The 16606-nt window shown below is 72.3% G+C and carries 15 protein-coding genes; 5 read left to right on the top strand and 10 right to left on the bottom strand.

Going from position 1 to position 16606, the window contains the following annotated elements; genetic code table 11:
* The first annotated feature begins 106 nt into the window (after nt 1-106).
* Entirely contained in the window at nt 107-853 is a 747-nt protein-coding gene (locus tag EWH70_RS33080) for a dienelactone hydrolase family protein (protein ID WP_130479520.1), read from the top strand.
* A 12-nt stretch (nt 854-865) separates the two neighbouring features.
* On the opposite strand, the gene EWH70_RS33075 is transcribed toward EWH70_RS33080, so the two are convergent.
* Entirely contained in the window at nt 866-1849 is a 984-nt protein-coding gene (locus EWH70_RS33075) for a winged helix-turn-helix domain-containing protein (protein WP_130479519.1), read from the bottom strand.
* Nucleotides 1850-2042: 193 nt separating this feature from the next.
* Here EWH70_RS33075 and EWH70_RS33070 point away from each other — a divergent pair, with 193 nt between their 5' ends.
* Nucleotides 2043-3620: a helix-turn-helix domain-containing protein gene (locus EWH70_RS33070; RefSeq protein ID WP_130479518.1), complete on the top strand. Its 1578-nt coding sequence runs from the start codon at nt 2043-2045 to the stop codon at nt 3618-3620.
* Here EWH70_RS33070 and EWH70_RS33065 read toward each other — a convergent pair.
* The 5 genes from EWH70_RS33065 to EWH70_RS33045 form a co-directional block, all read right to left on the bottom strand.
* Nucleotides 3617-4615 (bottom strand): LLM class flavin-dependent oxidoreductase, encoded by a 999-nt coding sequence (locus EWH70_RS33065; protein WP_130479517.1) that lies wholly within the window; start codon nt 4613-4615, stop codon nt 3617-3619. The two genes, EWH70_RS33070 and EWH70_RS33065, sit on opposite strands and share 4 nt — an antisense overlap.
* On the bottom strand, nt 4593-5783 hold the full coding sequence (locus EWH70_RS33060; protein WP_130479516.1) for an MAB_1171c family putative transporter: 1191 nt from the start codon (nt 5781-5783) through the stop codon (nt 4593-4595). Before EWH70_RS33060 ends, EWH70_RS33065 begins: the two co-directional genes overlap by 23 nt.
* Nucleotides 5752-6741: a M78 family metallopeptidase domain-containing protein gene (locus EWH70_RS33055; protein ID WP_130479515.1), complete on the bottom strand. Its 990-nt coding sequence runs from the start codon at nt 6739-6741 to the stop codon at nt 5752-5754. Before EWH70_RS33055 ends, EWH70_RS33060 begins: the two co-directional genes overlap by 32 nt.
* Nucleotides 6738-7274 (bottom strand): hypothetical protein, encoded by a 537-nt coding sequence (locus tag EWH70_RS33050; protein WP_130479514.1) that lies wholly within the window; start codon nt 7272-7274, stop codon nt 6738-6740. Before EWH70_RS33050 ends, EWH70_RS33055 begins: the two co-directional genes overlap by 4 nt.
* A 268-nt stretch (nt 7275-7542) precedes the next feature.
* Nucleotides 7543-8466, bottom strand: coding sequence for a helix-turn-helix transcriptional regulator (locus EWH70_RS33045; protein ID WP_205669355.1), 924 nt, complete (start codon nt 8464-8466; stop codon nt 7543-7545).
* Nucleotides 8467-8551: 85 nt separating this feature from the next.
* Between EWH70_RS33045 and EWH70_RS33040 the strand changes: the two genes are divergently transcribed.
* Nucleotides 8552-10774 (top strand): excinuclease ABC subunit UvrA, encoded by a 2223-nt coding sequence (locus EWH70_RS33040; RefSeq protein ID WP_130479512.1) that lies wholly within the window; start codon nt 8552-8554, stop codon nt 10772-10774.
* On the opposite strand, the gene EWH70_RS33035 is transcribed toward EWH70_RS33040, so the two are convergent.
* A complete protein-coding gene (locus tag EWH70_RS33035) occupies nt 10736-11359 on the bottom strand; it encodes a maleylpyruvate isomerase family mycothiol-dependent enzyme (protein WP_130479511.1) in 624 nt (207 codons plus the stop codon). The genes EWH70_RS33040 and EWH70_RS33035 overlap by 39 nt on opposite strands.
* A 39-nt stretch (nt 11360-11398) precedes the next feature.
* Here EWH70_RS33035 and EWH70_RS33030 point away from each other — a divergent pair, with 39 nt between their 5' ends.
* Nucleotides 11399-13012 (top strand): amidohydrolase, encoded by a 1614-nt coding sequence (locus EWH70_RS33030; protein WP_165436522.1) that lies wholly within the window; start codon nt 11399-11401, stop codon nt 13010-13012.
* Nucleotides 13013-13015: 3 nt separating this feature from the next.
* Here EWH70_RS33030 and EWH70_RS33025 read toward each other — a convergent pair whose 3' ends face one another.
* Nucleotides 13016-13822: an NAD(P)H-binding protein gene (locus EWH70_RS33025; RefSeq protein ID WP_130479510.1), complete on the bottom strand. Its 807-nt coding sequence runs from the start codon at nt 13820-13822 to the stop codon at nt 13016-13018.
* A gap of 81 nt (nt 13823-13903) precedes the next feature.
* Here EWH70_RS33025 and EWH70_RS33020 point away from each other — a divergent pair, with 81 nt between their 5' ends.
* Nucleotides 13904-14824, top strand: a complete 921-nt coding sequence (locus EWH70_RS33020) for an AraC family transcriptional regulator (protein ID WP_130479509.1) — start codon at nt 13904-13906, stop codon at nt 14822-14824.
* Here EWH70_RS33020 and EWH70_RS33015 read toward each other — a convergent pair.
* Together EWH70_RS33015 and EWH70_RS33010 are read right to left on the bottom strand one after the other, a co-directional pair.
* The gene (locus EWH70_RS33015) at nt 14809-15831 is read right to left on the bottom strand and encodes a methyltransferase (protein WP_130479508.1); all 1023 of its coding nucleotides are present in this window, start codon (nt 15829-15831) and stop codon (nt 14809-14811) included. The genes EWH70_RS33020 and EWH70_RS33015 overlap by 16 nt on opposite strands.
* 21 nt (nt 15832-15852) lie before the next feature.
* Complete coding sequence (locus EWH70_RS33010) at nt 15853-16461, bottom strand: TIGR03086 family metal-binding protein (RefSeq protein ID WP_130479507.1); 609 nt, start codon at nt 16459-16461, stop codon at nt 15853-15855.
* Nucleotides 16462-16606: the final 145 nt, after the last annotated feature.

Here is a 16606-nt window from a genome sequence, read left to right as displayed (position 1 = left end):
TATTAGTTCGTACTACGAACTTCACGCGGAGGTGGTCGTGCTCACAGCCGGGCCGTCCGGCCTATGCTGGCGTCGGCGGTGATCTTCGACCGGAAGGTGTGCGTTGATGCGCGGACGAATGGTGGACGTCCCGGCGGCGGACGGGACGGCCGACTCCTACCTCGTGGTCCCGGACGGCGACGGGCCGCACCCCGGGGTGCTGCTGTTCGAGGACGCGTTCGGCCTGCGGCCGCGGCTGTTCGAGATGGCCGACCGGGTCGCCGGGCGGGGCTACGCGGTGCTCGCGCCCAACATCCTCTACCGCGGCGGGCCGTGTCCGCAGTTCGACCTGGCCGACATCGGAGACCCAGACCGGCGCGAGGCCGTCTTCGGCCGGGTCATGCCGTTCATCCGCGACCTGGACACCTCCGCCATCGGCAGGGACACCCAGGCGTACCTGGACTTCTTCGCTCGGCAGGACGGTGTCGATCCCGGGCCGGTCGTCGTCGTGGGGTACTGCATGGGCGGTCTCAACGCGTTGCGGGCCATCGAGGCGCACCCGGGCCGGATCAAGGCCGTCGCCAGCTTCCACGGCGGCAGGCTGGCGACCGACGAGCCGGACAGCCCGCACCTGGCGGTGGGGTCGATCACCGGCGAGGCGTACTTCGCCCACGCCGACAACGACCACGCCATGACGGCCGAGCAGATCCGGATGCTGGAGTCCGCTTTGGACAGTGCGGGAGTCCGGTACCGCTCGGAGGTGTACGAGGGCGCGCCGCACGGGTTCACCATGTCCGATACGGCCGCCCACGACGCCGCCGCCGAGCAGCGCCACTGGGAGAACCTGTTCGCCCTGCTGGACCGGGTCCGGTAGGGGCCTCGACGATCAGGAACCGTCAGCCGGGTGAGTGCCGCCGAGCAGGGCGGCGCCGAGGCGGGTGACCTGGTGGACGACGGCGCCGCCCCGGCGGGTGCTGGTGATCAGCCCGGCGTCGCGCAGCACGGCGGCCTGGCGGCTGGCCGTGCCGACCGAGGTGCCCAGGTGGCCGGCCAGGGCGCTGGTGGTCCGTGCGACGGCCAGCGCGCTCAGGCTCTCCGCCCGCGTCCGGCCGAGCAGCGTCACCAGTCCGGCCGGGACCGGCGCGCTCACCGGCGCGCGGAACGCGCTCGCCGGGTAGACCAGTACCGGCGGCAGCTCCGGGTCGACGAGGGTGACCGGGCTCCCCGCGCAGAAGTGGCTCGGCACCAGGGTCAGCCCGCGGCCGGCGAGGCGTAGCGTGCGCGGTGCCGGGTAGTCCACGGTCAGCGTCTCGCCGTCCCAGCCGCGCACGGCGGGAAGCGACGCCAGCAGCGCGCCCACCCCGCCGGTGGCGAGGGTTCTGGTCCGGGCGGCCCGGTCGGCCGCGACCGCCGCGCGGAAGGTCTGCTCGTGCGGCGTCACCACCGCGTCGTAGACGGTCCGTACCGCGCTCACCACCCTGCGCAGCTCACCGCCGTCGCCGTCGGCGAGCCCGCGGACCCACCGGGGCACCGCACGGTGCGCGAACGTCGCGGCCAGGTCGGCCCGCAGCTGGGTGCGACGGGCGCAGGCCAGCGCCTCACATCCCGCCCCGACCTCGGCCACCGTCCGCGCGGGGGTGAGGAAGTCCGGGAAGCCGCCCCGCTGCGGCACCAGGGTGAACAGTGTCGCCACCGACTCGGCGTGGTTGCGCAGGGCGCGCCGGGCGCGATGCCGCCAGGGGCCATGTGCACCGGCTGCGCGATCGCGCAGCCGGTGCAGGCTGAGCACCACCTCCCACATCGGGTCGGCAGCCTCGGCAAGCCGAACACGTTGCAGGTCGTCCCGTTCGAACACGATGCGCAGCGTCATATTCCCCCGCTCCTCCCCGAAGCGGTGACCAGCGAAGCCCACCGTGCGGCCGCCCGCAACCGGGTCGGCCGAAAACGGGACGGTGAGATGCTTTCCCGCCCGTGACCTGGGAGGACGAAACGGGCTGGGACGCCGGGAACGGTGTGGGATGATCGGTCTTTCGCAGGCTGATGCCGGGGGAGGGTGATGGCGGGTGGACGCCGGGCGGGAACTGGCATCTCTGCTCACCGAACTCAAGCAGCGCACCGGCTGGAGTTACGAGCGCATCGGCGCGAAGGCGAACCTGTCCCGCTCGACCGTGCACCGCTACTGCACCGGGGCCAGCGTCCCCTCGGCCTTCGGCCCGGTCGAGCAGATCGCGCTGGCGTGCGGTGCAGGCAGCGCCGAGCTGTCCGCGCTGTACCGCCTGTGGGAGCGCGCCGGCGAAGCCGGCCCCGCGGACGAGCCGGTGCCCGCCGACCGCCCGGTGCGGCCCCGGCTGCCTGCGTTGTCCCGGCGCAGCTGGGGCGTGCTGGCCGGTGCCGCGGCGATGGTGCTGCTCGCCGCCGTGGCCGTGGTCGTCGGAATCCCCGACGACCCGGTGGACACCACGGTCACCGCCCCGATCGACGCGCCCATGTGGACCCTGCCGCCGTCGCCGATCGCTCCGGAGTTCGTCGGCGTGACGGTCAACAGCCCGACCGGGCTCATGCCCGGGTCCGAGGCCGGCTCGGTCCGGCTGTGGGACTCCGAGACCAAGTGGAACCAGATCGAGCCGGAGCGGGACCGGTATGACTGGACGACCCTGGAACGGCTGGTGGACGGCGCGGCCCGAGCGGGCCTTCCGGTGGTGTACGTGTTCGGCGGTACCCCGCAGTGGGCCAGCCCGGCCGGTCCGCCTGCCACCTACCCCGACGGCGCCCGCGCCTCCCCGCCGGACGACCTCGCCGACTGGGACGACCTCGTGCGGGACGTTGCGAGCCGGTTCCGCGGGCGGATCGGGGCCTACGAGCTGTGGGACATGGCCAACCACGCCAAGTTCTTCACCGGAAGCCCGGAGGTGCTGGTGGAGATGGTGCGCCGGGCCGCCGCGGTGATCCGGGAGGTCGATCCCGCCGCGAGCGTGGTATGCCCGTCGATGGGTCAGCTCTGGGAGCCGGCCTACCTGGCCTATCTCCAGCGGTTCGGCGAGCTGCGCGGGTACGACCACTGTGACGCCGCCGCGGTCAAGCTGTACCCGCGGCGGGCGGCCGACCCGCCGGAGACGATGGTGGAACTGGCCGAGCGGATCAACGAGGCGTTCCACCGCGGGTACGGCCACGCGAAACTGTGGAGCACCGGCACCGACTTCGACGTGCCCTACCAGCCCCCGCTGGACGAGGCCCGCGCCGCCGACCACGCCGCCCGGTTCTTCCTCGCCGGCGTGTACGCCCGCTTCGAGCGGATGTACTTCTATAACTGGGGCGGCGCGCGGGTGCCGATCGTGCTGCAGCCCGTCGGCGGCCCGGCCACCCGGGCGGCCGCCCACGTCGGCCGGTTGCGCTCGTGGCTGTCCGGCGTGCGGGTCGGCTCCTGCCGTCACGGCGAACCGGCCGGGCTCGCGGGCAACGTCTGGACGTGCCGGTTCGATCGCGGTGGCGTCCCGTTCGAGATCTGGTGGACGCACGAGGGGACAGCACGGGTACCGGTCCCGCCCGGTATGTCGGTCGCCGAACGGCTCGACGGCTCGGCCGCCCGGGTCGCCGGGGAGGTGGCCCTGGACGGCAGCCCGACGCTGCTGCGGCCCGCCTAACGTGGCCGGAGGCGGTCGGCGACGGAGGCGATCAGCTCGTAGGAGCGGCGGCGGTCCTCGTGGTAGTACAGCGGCGTGGTCACCATGAGTTCGCCGGTTCCGGTGTCGTCGAGCACCGTCTGCAGGTGCTTGGCCACGGTGTCCGGGCTTCCCACGACGACGCTGGCGGACCGTTCGGCGATGACGGCGCGGTCGTCGTCGGTGTACGGGTAGGCCGCCGCGTCCTCCGGGCTGGGCAACCGGATCCGCTTGCCCCGCAGGCGGCTGAGCACCTTCAGCCGGGTCGAGCCCGCCAGCCACTCCGCCCGCTCGTCGTCCTCCGCGGCGATCACCGAGACGCTGACCAGCATCCCGGCATCCGACCGCGTGCGGAACGTGCGGGTGGCGTCCACCGCGGCGTCGAGGTTGAGGTGCCGTGCGAACGCGTAGTTCAGGCCGAGATCGGCGGCCAGGCCGGCGCTGTCGGCGGAGGAACCGAGCAGCCACACCGGGGGAACGTTGCCGCCCAGCGCGGGGATCGCCTTGACCGGCGCGTCGTCGGCCGGGTCGAAGTAGGCCAGCAGTTCCTCCAGCTGGCGGCGGTACGGCGTCGCGGTGCGTTCGCGTTCGGGCCGGACGAACTCGACGGCCTGCTTCGAACCGCCGGGGGCCCGGCCGATGCCGAGGTCGATCCGGCCGGGGTGCAGCGCCTCCAGCGTGCCGAACTGCTCGGCGACGACCATGGGGGAGTGGTTGGGCAGCAGCACCCCGCCGGCGCCGACACGCAGCCGCCGGGTGACGTTGGCGAGGTGGTCGATCAGCACCGCGGGCGCGGAGCTGGCGACGCCCCGCATGCTGTGGTGTTCGGGAACCCAGTAGCGGTGGTAGCCCAGCGCGTCGGCCAGCACGGCGAGGTCGACGGTGTTGCGTAGCGCGCGCCGGGGCGTGGACCCCTCGACGATCGGCGAGGTGTCCAGAACCGAGAGGCGCACGTCAGTCCGAGCCGACCCGCTCATGCTCGTCCTTTCCGATCACGCCGCGTTCGTGCAGCTCGTCACTGACCGCCAGCATCCACCGGGCACGGCTGCGCCAGTCGGGAAAGTCCGGTTCCAGGCGCGGATAAGGGGGTTCGGACAGCGTGTCCTCGTCGCCCGCCCACCGCGCGTCGCGTCGTTCGGCGCGCCGGTTCAGGCCGTCGGCGATGACGGCGGCCGCCACCTTCGGGTCGGCGATGTCGCCGTCGGGCTCGGGGCAGTCCCGTGCCAGCTCGCTGATCCCGTCGGTGATCTCCGTGGTGATCCGCTCGAAATCGCCGCCGCTCTGTCCGGTGTGGACGTCGCGGAGCGGGATGTAGGTGAACTCGGTGGTCAGCCGCTGCCACAGGGGGAGCAGCCTGCGGCTGTAGCGGGCCCGTACCCCGCGGTCGAGGCGGGCTCGCGCGCGGTAGAACAGCGTCGCCAGCGGGGCCAGGGCGAGACCGAGTGCCAGCACGAACTGCCCGGTCAGCTGACCGGTCGAGTACAGGACGGTGAACAGGTCCGGGTCGAAGCTCGGGTCGACGAGCCGGATGAGCTGGCGCGACAGCGACACCCCGTTGACGCCGAGTGCCATCGCCGCGCTGCCCGCGCCGACGATCCAGAACGCGGCCCGTGCCCACGGGTGGTGCAGCCTGCGGCGCAGCACGAGGGCCCGGCGAACCCCGAGGAACCAGGCGAACAGCGAGTATCCGCTCACCGCGCAGTACCAGAGCGTGCGCTGCCAGCTCCCGCGCTGGTCCAGGGGGATGTTCTCGCGCCACGGGCCGGGGGGCATGGACTCGCGGGCGAACACCATGAGGGCGAGCGCCACCACCAGGACGCCGAGTTCGATCAGCGCCTTGCGCTTACGCTGGGCCTCTGGCTTGTCGGTGTCGGCCAGCAGGAAGTAGGCCGCCCAGCAGAAGGCCATGGACATCCAGCATCCGTTGATGATGTGGGTCCAGTTGTGGCCGAAGAACTCCCTGATCGGCTCCAGTACCGGGGTCTTGATCCCGAACGTGGCGGCGATCGCGAGCAGCACGAGGCCGATCGTGAGCACCCGTAGCGCGAGATCGTCACGGCGGCGGGAGAGCTGGACCACCTCCCAGGCCGCGACGGCGCAGATGACCACGCCTTTAGCCCAGCGGATTACCAGCTCTATGTCCATGCGTGAATCCAAACGCTGCGGCGATGCTGCGCTCGGCCGGGCCGGCCGCGAGCGGGAGTCGGTTCGGCCGTGGCCGCTCACGCCCCAGCCGGGCCAGCGTCCGTGCCCCGACCTCGGCCTCCCACTCCCGCCAGTCGTCGTAGGCCCCGGAGGCGTCGGCATCGGCGCTGCCGAGACCGCAGGTGAGGGTGTCGCCAACCTCGAGGTGGTCGCACACGAGGTGCATGACCTCGTGGTAGATCACCAGCGCCTGCTGCGGCGCGGGGGCGTTGCGTTCGACGAGGATGTGATCCACTCTGCGCGCCGGCGCCAGGTGACCCACCCCGGTTGTCGCTCCGAGATCGGTCGCGCGGATCTTGATGGGTCGGCCTCGGTGCGCGGCAAGCCGCTGACACAACTCGTGTGGCTCGAAGGGGGAACTCAACCCGAGGTCGCTGACCAGGCTCTGGCACAGTGCGTGCAGATCGGCCACGCTCCTCGGTGTCGCTGTCATCCCTGTCGTCCCGCTGTCGTGGCTCGGCCTCGGCAACCGCGGATCATCATGCCACATCCTCCGGCTGCCTGTAGGCCCTTCGGATGACTCGGGCCGCAGCAGGCGCCGCAGTTGATCTCGCCGGTCCACCACCGGCATGCGGCAGATGGCGTAGGACAGCACGCCCCGCCGGCGCAGCGCACGCGTGAGCAGGTCGTCGGCGGCCTCGGCGGCCGCGGCCGGGTCGGTGCCGAACAGCGCCGGATCGACATCGAAGAACCTGGCCAGCGCCGTGGCCTGGTCCGGCTCGGCGGGGGCCCCGCCGAGCAGGCGCTCCACCGCCGCCTGACCGCCGTCGAGTACCGCTCCGGCCTCGGCGGTGGTGTGCCGCCGCCACCGCCCCGTTGCCGGGTCCTCCACGGCGGCGACATCGAACAGCCAGTCCAGCCGGTCCGCGACGGACCGGCCGTTCCCGCCTGCGGTCACGCAGAGGTCCCGTCGGCGTCCTCGTCGTCCTCGTCAACCAGTGCCCGGGCCAGTGCCCGCATCATCGACGCCCGTTCCCGCGCGGTGCGGGCGTCCCCGGCCGCGTCCCGGTGGGCGGTCCGGGTGACCCCGGAGGCACGCAGGGCGTCCTGCAGTTCCCTGGCCGCGTTGCGCAGTTCCTCGCGGGCGTGGCGGCTCTCGTCGAGTTGCTGCCGGAGCCGCTGTTCGCGGTCGGCGAGTTCGCGCTCCACCTCGGCGGTGACCGCGGCGTCGGTGAAGTACCCGACGGGGACGTCGAAGAACCAGGCGACCGCCTTGAGGGTGCGCAGTGTGGGGTTCTGCTTGACCCCGCGGCGCAGCTCGCTCAGGTGCGACTCGGAAAGTTCCCAGCCCTCGGCGCGGCACGCCGTCACCACCTCGCGGTTGGTGACGGTGCGCTCCGGCGCTTGCGCCGGGCGCATCACCTCGAACAACCGGTTCAGTTGTGCGCTCAGGCTGCCAGGCGGAGGCGGGTGATCGCGGTCGTGAGTCATGGCTGAAGCTCCCCAGTCCGACTGGTACCGGTCGGGTACCCGCTCTCCATCATAGCGTCACTTGGACGTAACCGCGTACCTGCTGATAACGCTTCAGCGTAGCGTCGGCGCCAAGTTGTGTATTACAATTTCGCTGAAGCGGCCTGGGGGTTCGCTTCACGTGATGGCTCGGTTCGCCATGCGGACCGGGTACACGGGAAATGTGGGGACAGTGCCGGTGCCGTCCCAGGGGGGCGGCACCGGCGCCCGCATGCCGGAGCGGAGAGGCTCACCGCGGTTGATCCGGCACCGCGTTCGCGGCGTGCCGGGCCAGCCGCCGGGTGGCGGCCCGCAGGCCGGGCGGGGATTCGACGCGGTAGGGGACACCGACCGCCGCGATCACCGCCGCAAGCCATTCCCAGTCGTCGGGTGGTGTCGTGTAGCGGCACGTCGTCGCGTCCACGGCCTCCAGTTCGCCGGCGTGGGCGTGCAGCCGGGCCGACACCGTGCCCAGCGGCGCGGCGAACAGGATCACTCCACGGGGCCCGGCAGGCTCGCCCGTCCGGTGAACCATGGTGGCCGGCAGCGGCCGTGCCGTGAACGTGCTGCCCGTGGCCTCGACACCGGTGATCCGGTCCAGCCGGAAGGTCCGCCAGCCGGCCCGGTCGAGGTCCCAGGCCAGTAGGTACCAGTGCCGGTCGAGCAGCACTTGGCGGTACGGCTCCACGTGGCGGTCCGTCTCGGTCCCGGCCCGGTCGGTGTAGCCGAAGCACACGTGCCGGTGCGCGTGCGCGGCCATGGCCAGGGCGTCGACCACCGTCAGGTCGACCGAACGCCGGGTGACGGCCTCCGTCGCGCCGGCCACCGCCGAGACCCGCCGCCGCAGCCGGGGTGGCAGCACCCGCTCCAGCTTGGCCAGCGCACCGTCGGCCGCTCCCTCGGTGGCCCCGCCGGCCAATGCCGCCGCGGCCATGCGCAGCCCGACCGTCGTGGCGACGGCCTCGTCGTCGGTGAGCACCAGCGGTGGCATCGCCCGCCCGGCGGCCAGGCGGTAGCTGCCGCCGGGGCCGCGGGTGGACTCGACCGGATACCCCAGCTCCCGCAGCCGGTCCAGGTCGCGGCGCAGCGTGCGGGACGTCGTGCCGAGGCGGTCCGCCAGTTCCTGGGCCGGCCAGGACCGGCCGGTCTGCAGCAGCGACAGCAGCTCCAGCATGCGTGTGCTCGGTCCGTTCATCACTGTCCAGCGTCGCACACGTTGTGGACATTATGTGTCCACAACTGGGGTTAGCGTCGGTGGCATGCCTGCTATCACCGTCACCGGCGCCCGCGAACACAACCTGCGCGAGGTGGACGTCGCCATCCCCGCCGGCTCGCTGACCGTCGTCACCGGCGTGTCCGGCTCGGGCAAGTCCTCGCTCGTGTTCGACACGATCGCCGCCGAGTCCCAGCGGCAGCTCAACCAGACCCACACGGCGTTCGTGCGCAACCGCTTGCCCGGCTTCGGCAGGCCCGACGTCGATGCCGTCGAGAACCTGCCCGCGTCGGTGGTGGTGGACCAGAAGCCGCTCGGCGGCAACAGCCGGTCCACGGTCGGGACGATCACCGAGATCGGGTCGCTGATGCGGCTGCTGTGGTCCCGCGCCGGCACGCCGCACATCGGCGAGTCGACCGCGTTCTCCTTCAACGACCCGGCCGGCATGTGCCCCCGCTGCCAGGGGCTGGGCACCGTCAAGTCGATCGATCTGGACCAGCTCGTGGACCGGGACCGCTCGCTCAACGAGGGCGCCATCCGGTTCCCGACGTTCGGCGTGGGCGGCTGGACGTGGCGCACGTTCACCGGGTCGAAGTTGTTCGACAACGACGTGCCGCTGCGCGAGTTCACCGACGAGCAGTGGCGGGTGTTCCTGTACGGCGCCGACGCGCTGGTGGAGCGGCCGACCGATGCCGCGCCGGTGCCCAAGCAGTACGAGGGACTGCTGCCGCGGTTCGAGCGGATCTGGCTGCCCAAGGACGTCGAGTCGCTCAAGGGCAACACCCGGGAGGCCTACCGGCGCGTGGTCACCCAGGGCACCTGCCCGGACTGCGGCGGCACCCGGCTGAGCGAGCGGGCGCGGTCGGTCACCGTCGACGGGTGGACGATCACCGACTGCGCGGCGCTGGAGGCAGAGCGGTTCGCCGAGGTGCTGCGCGGGCTGGACACTCGCGCCGCCGAGCCGGTGGCGGCCGCGCTCGCCGCTCAGCTGGACCGGCTCGCCGGGATCGGTCTCGGCTACCTGAGCATGGACCGCGCCACCACCACGCTGTCCGGCGGTGAGTCGCAGCGGGTCAAGACCGTCCGCCACCTCGGCAACACGCTCACCGGCCTGCTGTACGTGTTCGACGAACCCAGCGCCGGGCTGCACGCGCAGGACGTCGCCCAGCTGACGTCGATGCTCCTCTCGTTGCGGGACAAGGGGAACACCGTGCTCGTCGTCGAGCATGACCAGGACGTCGTCGCCGCTGCCGACCACGTGGTGGACCTGGGGCCCGGTGCTGGCCGCGACGGCGGCACCGTGACCTACACCGGCCCGCCGCCGGCGCGCCCGCGTACCGGCGCGATCAAGCGGGCACCCCGGACGCCCCGCGGTGTCATCGAGATCCGCGGTGCGGGCAGGCACAACCTGCGCGACATCGACGTCGACGTGCCCACCGGCGTGCTCACCGCGGTTACCGGGGTGGCCGGTTCGGGCAAGAGCACACTCGTGCACGGCTACCTGCCGGACGCGGTCGTGATCGACCAGCGCGCGGTGCGGGGATCGCGGCGGTCGTCACCGATCACCTACACCGGCGTGCTGGACACCCTGCGCGCGAAGTTCGCCGCGGAGAACGGCGTCGGCCCCGGGCTGTTCAGCCCCAACGCCGAGGGTGGCTGCCCCGAGTGCGGCGGGCTCGGCGTCATCTACACCGACCTGGCGTTCCTCGACCCGATGGTGTCGACCTGCGAGCGTTGCGAGGGCCGCCGGTTCACCGAGGAGGCCCTGCGGCACACCTACCGCGGTGTCGACATCGGCACGGTGTTCCGGATGAGTGCCGCCGAGGCGCTGGAGCACTTCGGTGATCCCCGCCTGGCCCGGATGGTCGAGGTCGGGCTGGGCTACCTGCCCCTCGGGCAGCCGCTGACCACGCTGTCCGGCGGTGAGCGGCAGCGGCTCAAACTCGCTGCCGAGCTGGACAAGCCCGGCGGGGTGTACGTATTCGACGAACCCACCACCGGCCTGCACCCGCGGGACGTGGACGAGCTGGTGCGGCTGTTCGACCGGCTCGTCGACGGTGGAGCGACGGTCGTGGTGATCGAGCACGACCTCGACGTGGTGCGCCGCGCCGATCACGTGATCGACCTCGGCCCCGGCCCGGGACGGCACGGCGGCCGGGTGCTGTTCACCGGGCCGCCCGCCGCACTCGCCGAAGCCGACACCCCCACCGGGCGGCACCTGCGCGCGAGGTCAGAGGCGTCGCGCCAGCACGTCCTTGCCGGGGCCTGACAGCTCGTCGAGTGCGTGACCGCGGCCGGCGACGGCCATCAGCACAGCCTCGCCGGGACCGCGCACCTCAGGGCCGGAGCCCCACCTCCAGTCCACGTCCTCCGCGACGAGGGTGAGACCGCGCGCCCGTGGGTAGGCGCGAACGGGTGGCGCGCGCAGCACCAGCCGCAACGCGGTCCGGAGGCGGTCGGCCGGGATCTCGCGGGGCAGGCCGAGTGGCCGGCGGATGTCCTGCTGGTGGATCGTCGCGTCGAGCAGCCCGATCATGCCGCCGAACCCGGCGGTGAGCCCGCGCGGCCGCTGGTGGGCACGCAGGAGCGTGATCAGCTCGCCGGGGTCCCGGTCGTACTCCCGCATCCCGATGTCGTTGATCCTGCCCAGGGTGAACCTGCCCCGGACGATCCGCCTGACCACGTTCGGCAAGGTCAGCTCGTCATAGCTGATCACGTGGGCGACCACCTGACGGACCGTCCAGCCGGCGCAGAGGCTCTGCGCCTCCCACTGCCGCGGCGTCAGCGTGTCCAGGAAGTCCGCGAAGTCGCCGCGTTCCTGTGTGGCGAAGGTCATCACGTCGCCCCCGGTCATGCCTGTCACCGTAGTGCGACACGAGCGAAAGGGCTGCCGGTGCTGGACCTGCTGATCGACGACGCCATCGTCCACACGATGAACCCCCGGCGGCCCACGGCCCGGCGCGTCGGCGTCTGGAACGGCCAGATCGTCGGTGTCGACGACGAACTCGACGGCCTGACGGCGCGGCGCACCGTGCGGCTCGGCGGAGCCTGCGTCCTGCCCGGTTTCGTGGACGCGCACACCCACATGATCTGGTCCGGCATGGCCAACGGCGGCACGGTCGACCTGCGCGGCATCACCGACCGCGCGGCGCTGCTGGACAGGCTGGCGGCGGCCGCGGACGCGGCGGCGCCGGGGGAGTGGGTCGAGGCCAGCGGCTACGACCAGCGCCCGATCGGCGGGCACCTCACCAGAGCGGAGCTGGACGCCGTGTCCCGCGACCGGCTGCTGTGGCTGCTGCACGCGTCCGGTCACGCCTGCGTGGTCAACAGCGCCGCGCTGGCCGCGGTTCCGCCGGACGAGCTGCGGGCTCTCGGCGAGGAGGTCGACCGGGACGCCGACGGCGAACCGACCGGGCTGCTGCTGGAACGCGGGCAGCTCGCCGTGCGTGCCGCCAGGCTGCCCTACCGGATCACCGAGCTGGTGGACGCGATCGAGCGTTCCGCCCGGATCTGCCTGTCCCAGGGCATCACCACCTGTGCGGAGGCCGGCATCGGTGGCGGCCTGCTGGGCAACCCGCCCGCCGAGGTGGCCGCGTTCCAGTCGGCACGGGAACAGGGCAGGCTGGGTGTGCGGATGCAGCTCATGGTGGCCGCCGACGCGCTGCGACCGCTGCCGGCGCACGCCGACGACCGCATCGCCCGGGGCATCGACCTGGGGCTGCGGACCGGTCTCGGTGACCCGACGCTGGGCATCGGGGCACTGAAACTCTGGCTGGACGGCGGGATCATGGCCCGCACGGCCGCACTCACCCAGCCCTACACCGGTCACCCGGGCAGCGGCCAGCTGCAGGACGATCCCGATGTCATGCGGCAGACCATCGTGGACGCTCACGCCGCAGGCTGGCAGCTCGCCGTGCACGCCATCGGTGACCGCGCGGTGGACATCGCGATCGACGCGCTGGAGCGGGCGCAGGCCCTCGTCCCCCGCGATGATCCCCGGCACCGGATCGAGCACTGCGGCATGGTGCGGCCCGACCAGCTGCCGCGGCTCGCCGCGGTCGGTGCGATCGCCGTGCTGCAGCCGGAGTTCCTGTGGGACAACGGGGACGACTACTCCGACGTCGTCGGGCCCGAACGAGCCGGCTGGCTCTACCGCGGCCGGGCCCTGCTCGACGCCGGCATCCCGATCGCGTCCAGCTCGGACCGTCCGGTGGTCGCGGGGGCGCCGCTGCGGGCGGTGCGGTTCATGGTGGAGCGCCGTTCGTCCAGTGGCCGGCCGGTCGGCCCGGACGAGGCGCTGACCGTCGCCGAGGCACTGCGGGCCGCTACCCTGGGTGCCGCCTACGCCTGCGGGCGCGAGGACGTCGGCGGCAGTGTCGAGTCCGGCAAGCTGGCCGATCTCGTGGTGCTCGACGCGGACCCGCTGCGCACCGACCCCGCCGAGCTGGCGGGGATCGGTGTCGCCGCGACCCTGGTGGGAGGCGAGGTCCGGTACGGCTCGCTGTGAGCGCTACCGCTTCCAGGCGGCCGTGGCGTAGTCGGCGAAATCCACCGGGTCGCGCCCGAGCACGGCGGCGACGTCCGGGCTCACCGGCTCGTGCTCCCCGCGCCGGATCCTGCCGAACACCATGGCCAGCAGCTTCGCCCAGCTCTCCGGAACCCCGGCGGCCTCCTGCTCGGCCAGGAACTGCTCCTCGGTGACGTCGGTGAAGCGCACCTCGCGCCCCGAGGCCCTGGCCATCTCCGCCGCCGCCTCGCCGAAGCTCAGCGCGCGGGGTCCGGTGAGCTCGTAGGTCTGCCCGGCGTGCCGGGGATCGGTCAGCGCCGCCACGGCGACCGCGGCGATGTCGGCGGCGTCGATGAACGGCTCCCGCCCGTCGCCGGTCGGCACCCGCAGGTCCCCCGCGAGCACGTAGTCACGGAACTGACCGAGGTCAAAGTTCTGGTTGAACCAGCTCGGCCGCAGGATCGTCCAGTCCACACCGGACTCGCGGACCGCGTCCTCCACGTCCGTCAGTTCGGGCATCCCGTACTCCTCGATGCCCCGCCCGGACAGTGCCACCAGCCGCCGCACGCCGTGCTCGACCGCGAACCGGACGAACGGCCGGGCACCGGTGATGTCGTCTTCGGGAAACACCAGGTACGCCGCGTCGGCGCCGCTCACCGCGGCTGCCCAGGTGGACTCGTCGGCCCAGTCGAAGCGCACCTCACCGGAGCGGGAAGCGGGCCGTACCCGGTGGCCGGCGGCCCGCAGGCCGGACACCACGTGACGGCCGGTCTTGCCGGTGCCGCCGAGAACCAAGGTCGTTGTCGTCATGACGAGCAGTCAACCCGGGGATGATGAGACAAACCATTATCGATCAGCTCAATTGCCTGTCCGTTCGTCTACCATGCGGTCATGGACCCCTTCGCTGACCTGGTTCGCGGCGTACGGGCCGACGGCGCGCTGCTGGGCCACTCGGTGCTGACGCCACCCTGGTCGGTGCGCTACGTGCACGAGGCCGAGCTGACCCTGTGCACGGCACTGGAGGGCTCCGGCTGGGTGCTGCCCGCCGACGGCGAGCCGGTGCGGCTCGACCCCGGCGCCGTGGCCGTGGTCCGCGGCCCGGAGCCGTTCGTCGTCGCCGACGAGCCGGGCCGCCCGCCCGGGGCGACGGTGCACCGGGGTCAGCTGTGCACCGCGACCCCCTCCGGCGAGTACCTGGTGGACAGCGCCGATCCCGGCCCCCGGTCCACCGGCGGCGGGGCCAGCCTCGTCGTCGGCGCGTACCGGGCACCCGGCGACGTCGGCAGGCGGCTGCTGGACGCACTTCCCCCGGCGCTGGTGGTGTCCGGGGACTCGGTTCCCTGCCTGGAACTGAACCTGTTCGTCACCGAGGTGTGCTCGCTCGAACCGGGGCAGCAGGTCGTCCTGGACCGGCTGCTGGACCTGCTGCTGGTCTGCACGCTGCGCGCCTGGTTCGCGCACGAGGACACCGAGCCCCCGGCGTGGTACTCCGCGCTCGGCGACCCGATGATCGGGCCTGTCCTGCGCGCGATGCACGCCGACCCCGGCCGTCCGTGGACGGTGGTCTCTCTGGCCAGGGTCGCCGGCGTGTCCAGGGCGGCGTTCGCCCGCCGGTTCACCGCACTGGTGGGCGAGCCGCCGCTGGCCTACCTGACCGGCTGGCGGATGACGCTGGCGGCGGACCTGCTGCGCCGGCAGGGAACATCGGTGGCGTCGGTCGCCGCTCAGGTCGGCTATGCGGACGGCTTCGCCTTCAGCTCGGCCTTCAAACGTGTCCGCGGCGTGAGCCCGAGCGCCTACCGCGCCGGCTGAGCCTCCAGTAGCCAGAAGGCGGTGCCCGGGATCGGTCCGGCGGTGGACAGGCCGAAACCGGCGCGCTCGCACAGCTGAACGAACTCGGCGCGGGTCCGCTCGCGGCCACCGACGTTGACGAGCATGTTCAGGTCGGACAGGTACAGCCCGGCCAAGGCGGGATCGGCCAGTTCCGGCAGCACCGGCTCGATGATCAGCAGTACGCCGTCGTCGGGGATGACCGTGCGGCAGTGCCGCAGGATGGTGACGCAGCGGTCGTCGTCCCAGTCGTGCAGGATGCTCTTGATCAGGTAGACGTCGGCGCCGCCGGGCACCGCGCTGAAGAAGTCTCCTGCCGTCACCGACGCCCGGTCGCCCACACCGGCGGCGGCAAGCCGCTCGGGCGCCTGTGCGCCGCCTTCGGCGGAGTCGAACACGACGCCGTGCAGGTTCGGGTGCTCGCGCAGGACCGGGGCGAGCAGCGTGCCGTCACCGCCGCCGATGTCCAGTGCGGTGCCGAAGCCGCTGAAGTCGTAATGGCTCGCGAGGGTCTCGGCCACCGCCACCGTGCCGTCATGCATGGAGGCGTTGAACAACGCGGACTTCTCCGGTTCCTCCCGCAGCTGCGCGAAGAACGGCTTGCCGAACACCTCGTCGAACGCCGTCTGTCCGGTTCGGACGGAGAACGGCAGCTCGGCCCATGCGGCGGTCATCACCGGGTCGGTGAACATCGAGGCGAACGCGTGCACCGAGTGCTCGTGGCCGGTGCGTAGCAGCTCGCCTGCCGGTGTGGCTCGGAACGTACCGGCTTCCGGCTCGGTGCACAGTCCGAGCCCGGCCAGTGCCCGCAGCAGCCGGGTGGCCGGCTGTTCGGCGAGGTCGAGCTCGGCGGCCACCTCGGCGGCGGATCTGGTGTGCTCGCCCAAAGCGTCGAACACCGTCAGCTCCACCGCCGCACGGACGGTCTGGCTGGCCATGTTGCCCATGACGAGCCGCATGAGGTGAGCGCGATCGTTGATGTCTGCCATGTGGAATTAGCTTAGGCTAAGCTAATTAGGTCGTCCAGTGTTTCTGCCCATCAACCGCAGCAGCTCGTCCTGAGGCGTGCCCGCGGACCCGCCGGAGGGCGCGGCGAAGAACCGATGGGTCGTGTCCGGCGACACCGGTGTTTCCGGGAGGCCGGCGTAGATCTCGTCGAGGTGCTCGCCGATCCAGGCCACCAGTCCGGGGTCGAGCCGGTCGTCGACACCCAGCGCCCGGGCGAGATCCCACGTGTGGACGACCGTGTCGGTGGTGCGGACGGCGATGGCCTGCCTGCCCGGCAGGCGTCCCAGTGGGTAGTCGAGGACCTGTTCCAGGGCGCCCGGCCGGCCGAACGCCTCGGCGCACATCCGGACCGACCGGCGGTAGGCGCCGACGGGGTCGGCACCGAGCGCGTCGGCGTCGCGCAGCCGCAGGAAATCCGCGCTCGTGGCACCGTCGAGCAGGCCGACGTAGTTGAGGTTGCCCCGCGTCACATGGTTGACCAGTTGCCGGACATCCCATGCGGCGCACGGTGTCGCCGCACTCCACTGCGATGGCCGGATCCGGCGCAGTCTCGACTCGAAGCCGGAACTGGCCGTGTGGAACAGCTTCACGGCGGTGTCGGGGCGCGACATGGGACAAGCGTGCCCGTGACGCGCGCCCGCGGCTGGCGGGTATCCGCCGCCGTGCTCGAACGTCCGTACGAGGCCGGTCACACTGTTTAGTTGTCAATCAACGGAGGGCGTCCGCTGCGAACACTGACGACGCTACGGATGCGCC

Origin of the sequence: Amycolatopsis suaedae (genome assembly GCF_004214935.1) — a bacterium.
Taxonomy (GTDB): Bacteria; Actinomycetota; Actinomycetes; order Mycobacteriales; family Pseudonocardiaceae; genus Amycolatopsis; species Amycolatopsis suaedae.
The sequence above is the reverse complement of the archived record's forward strand: the minus strand, read 5'-3'. Positions and strand labels throughout refer to the sequence as shown.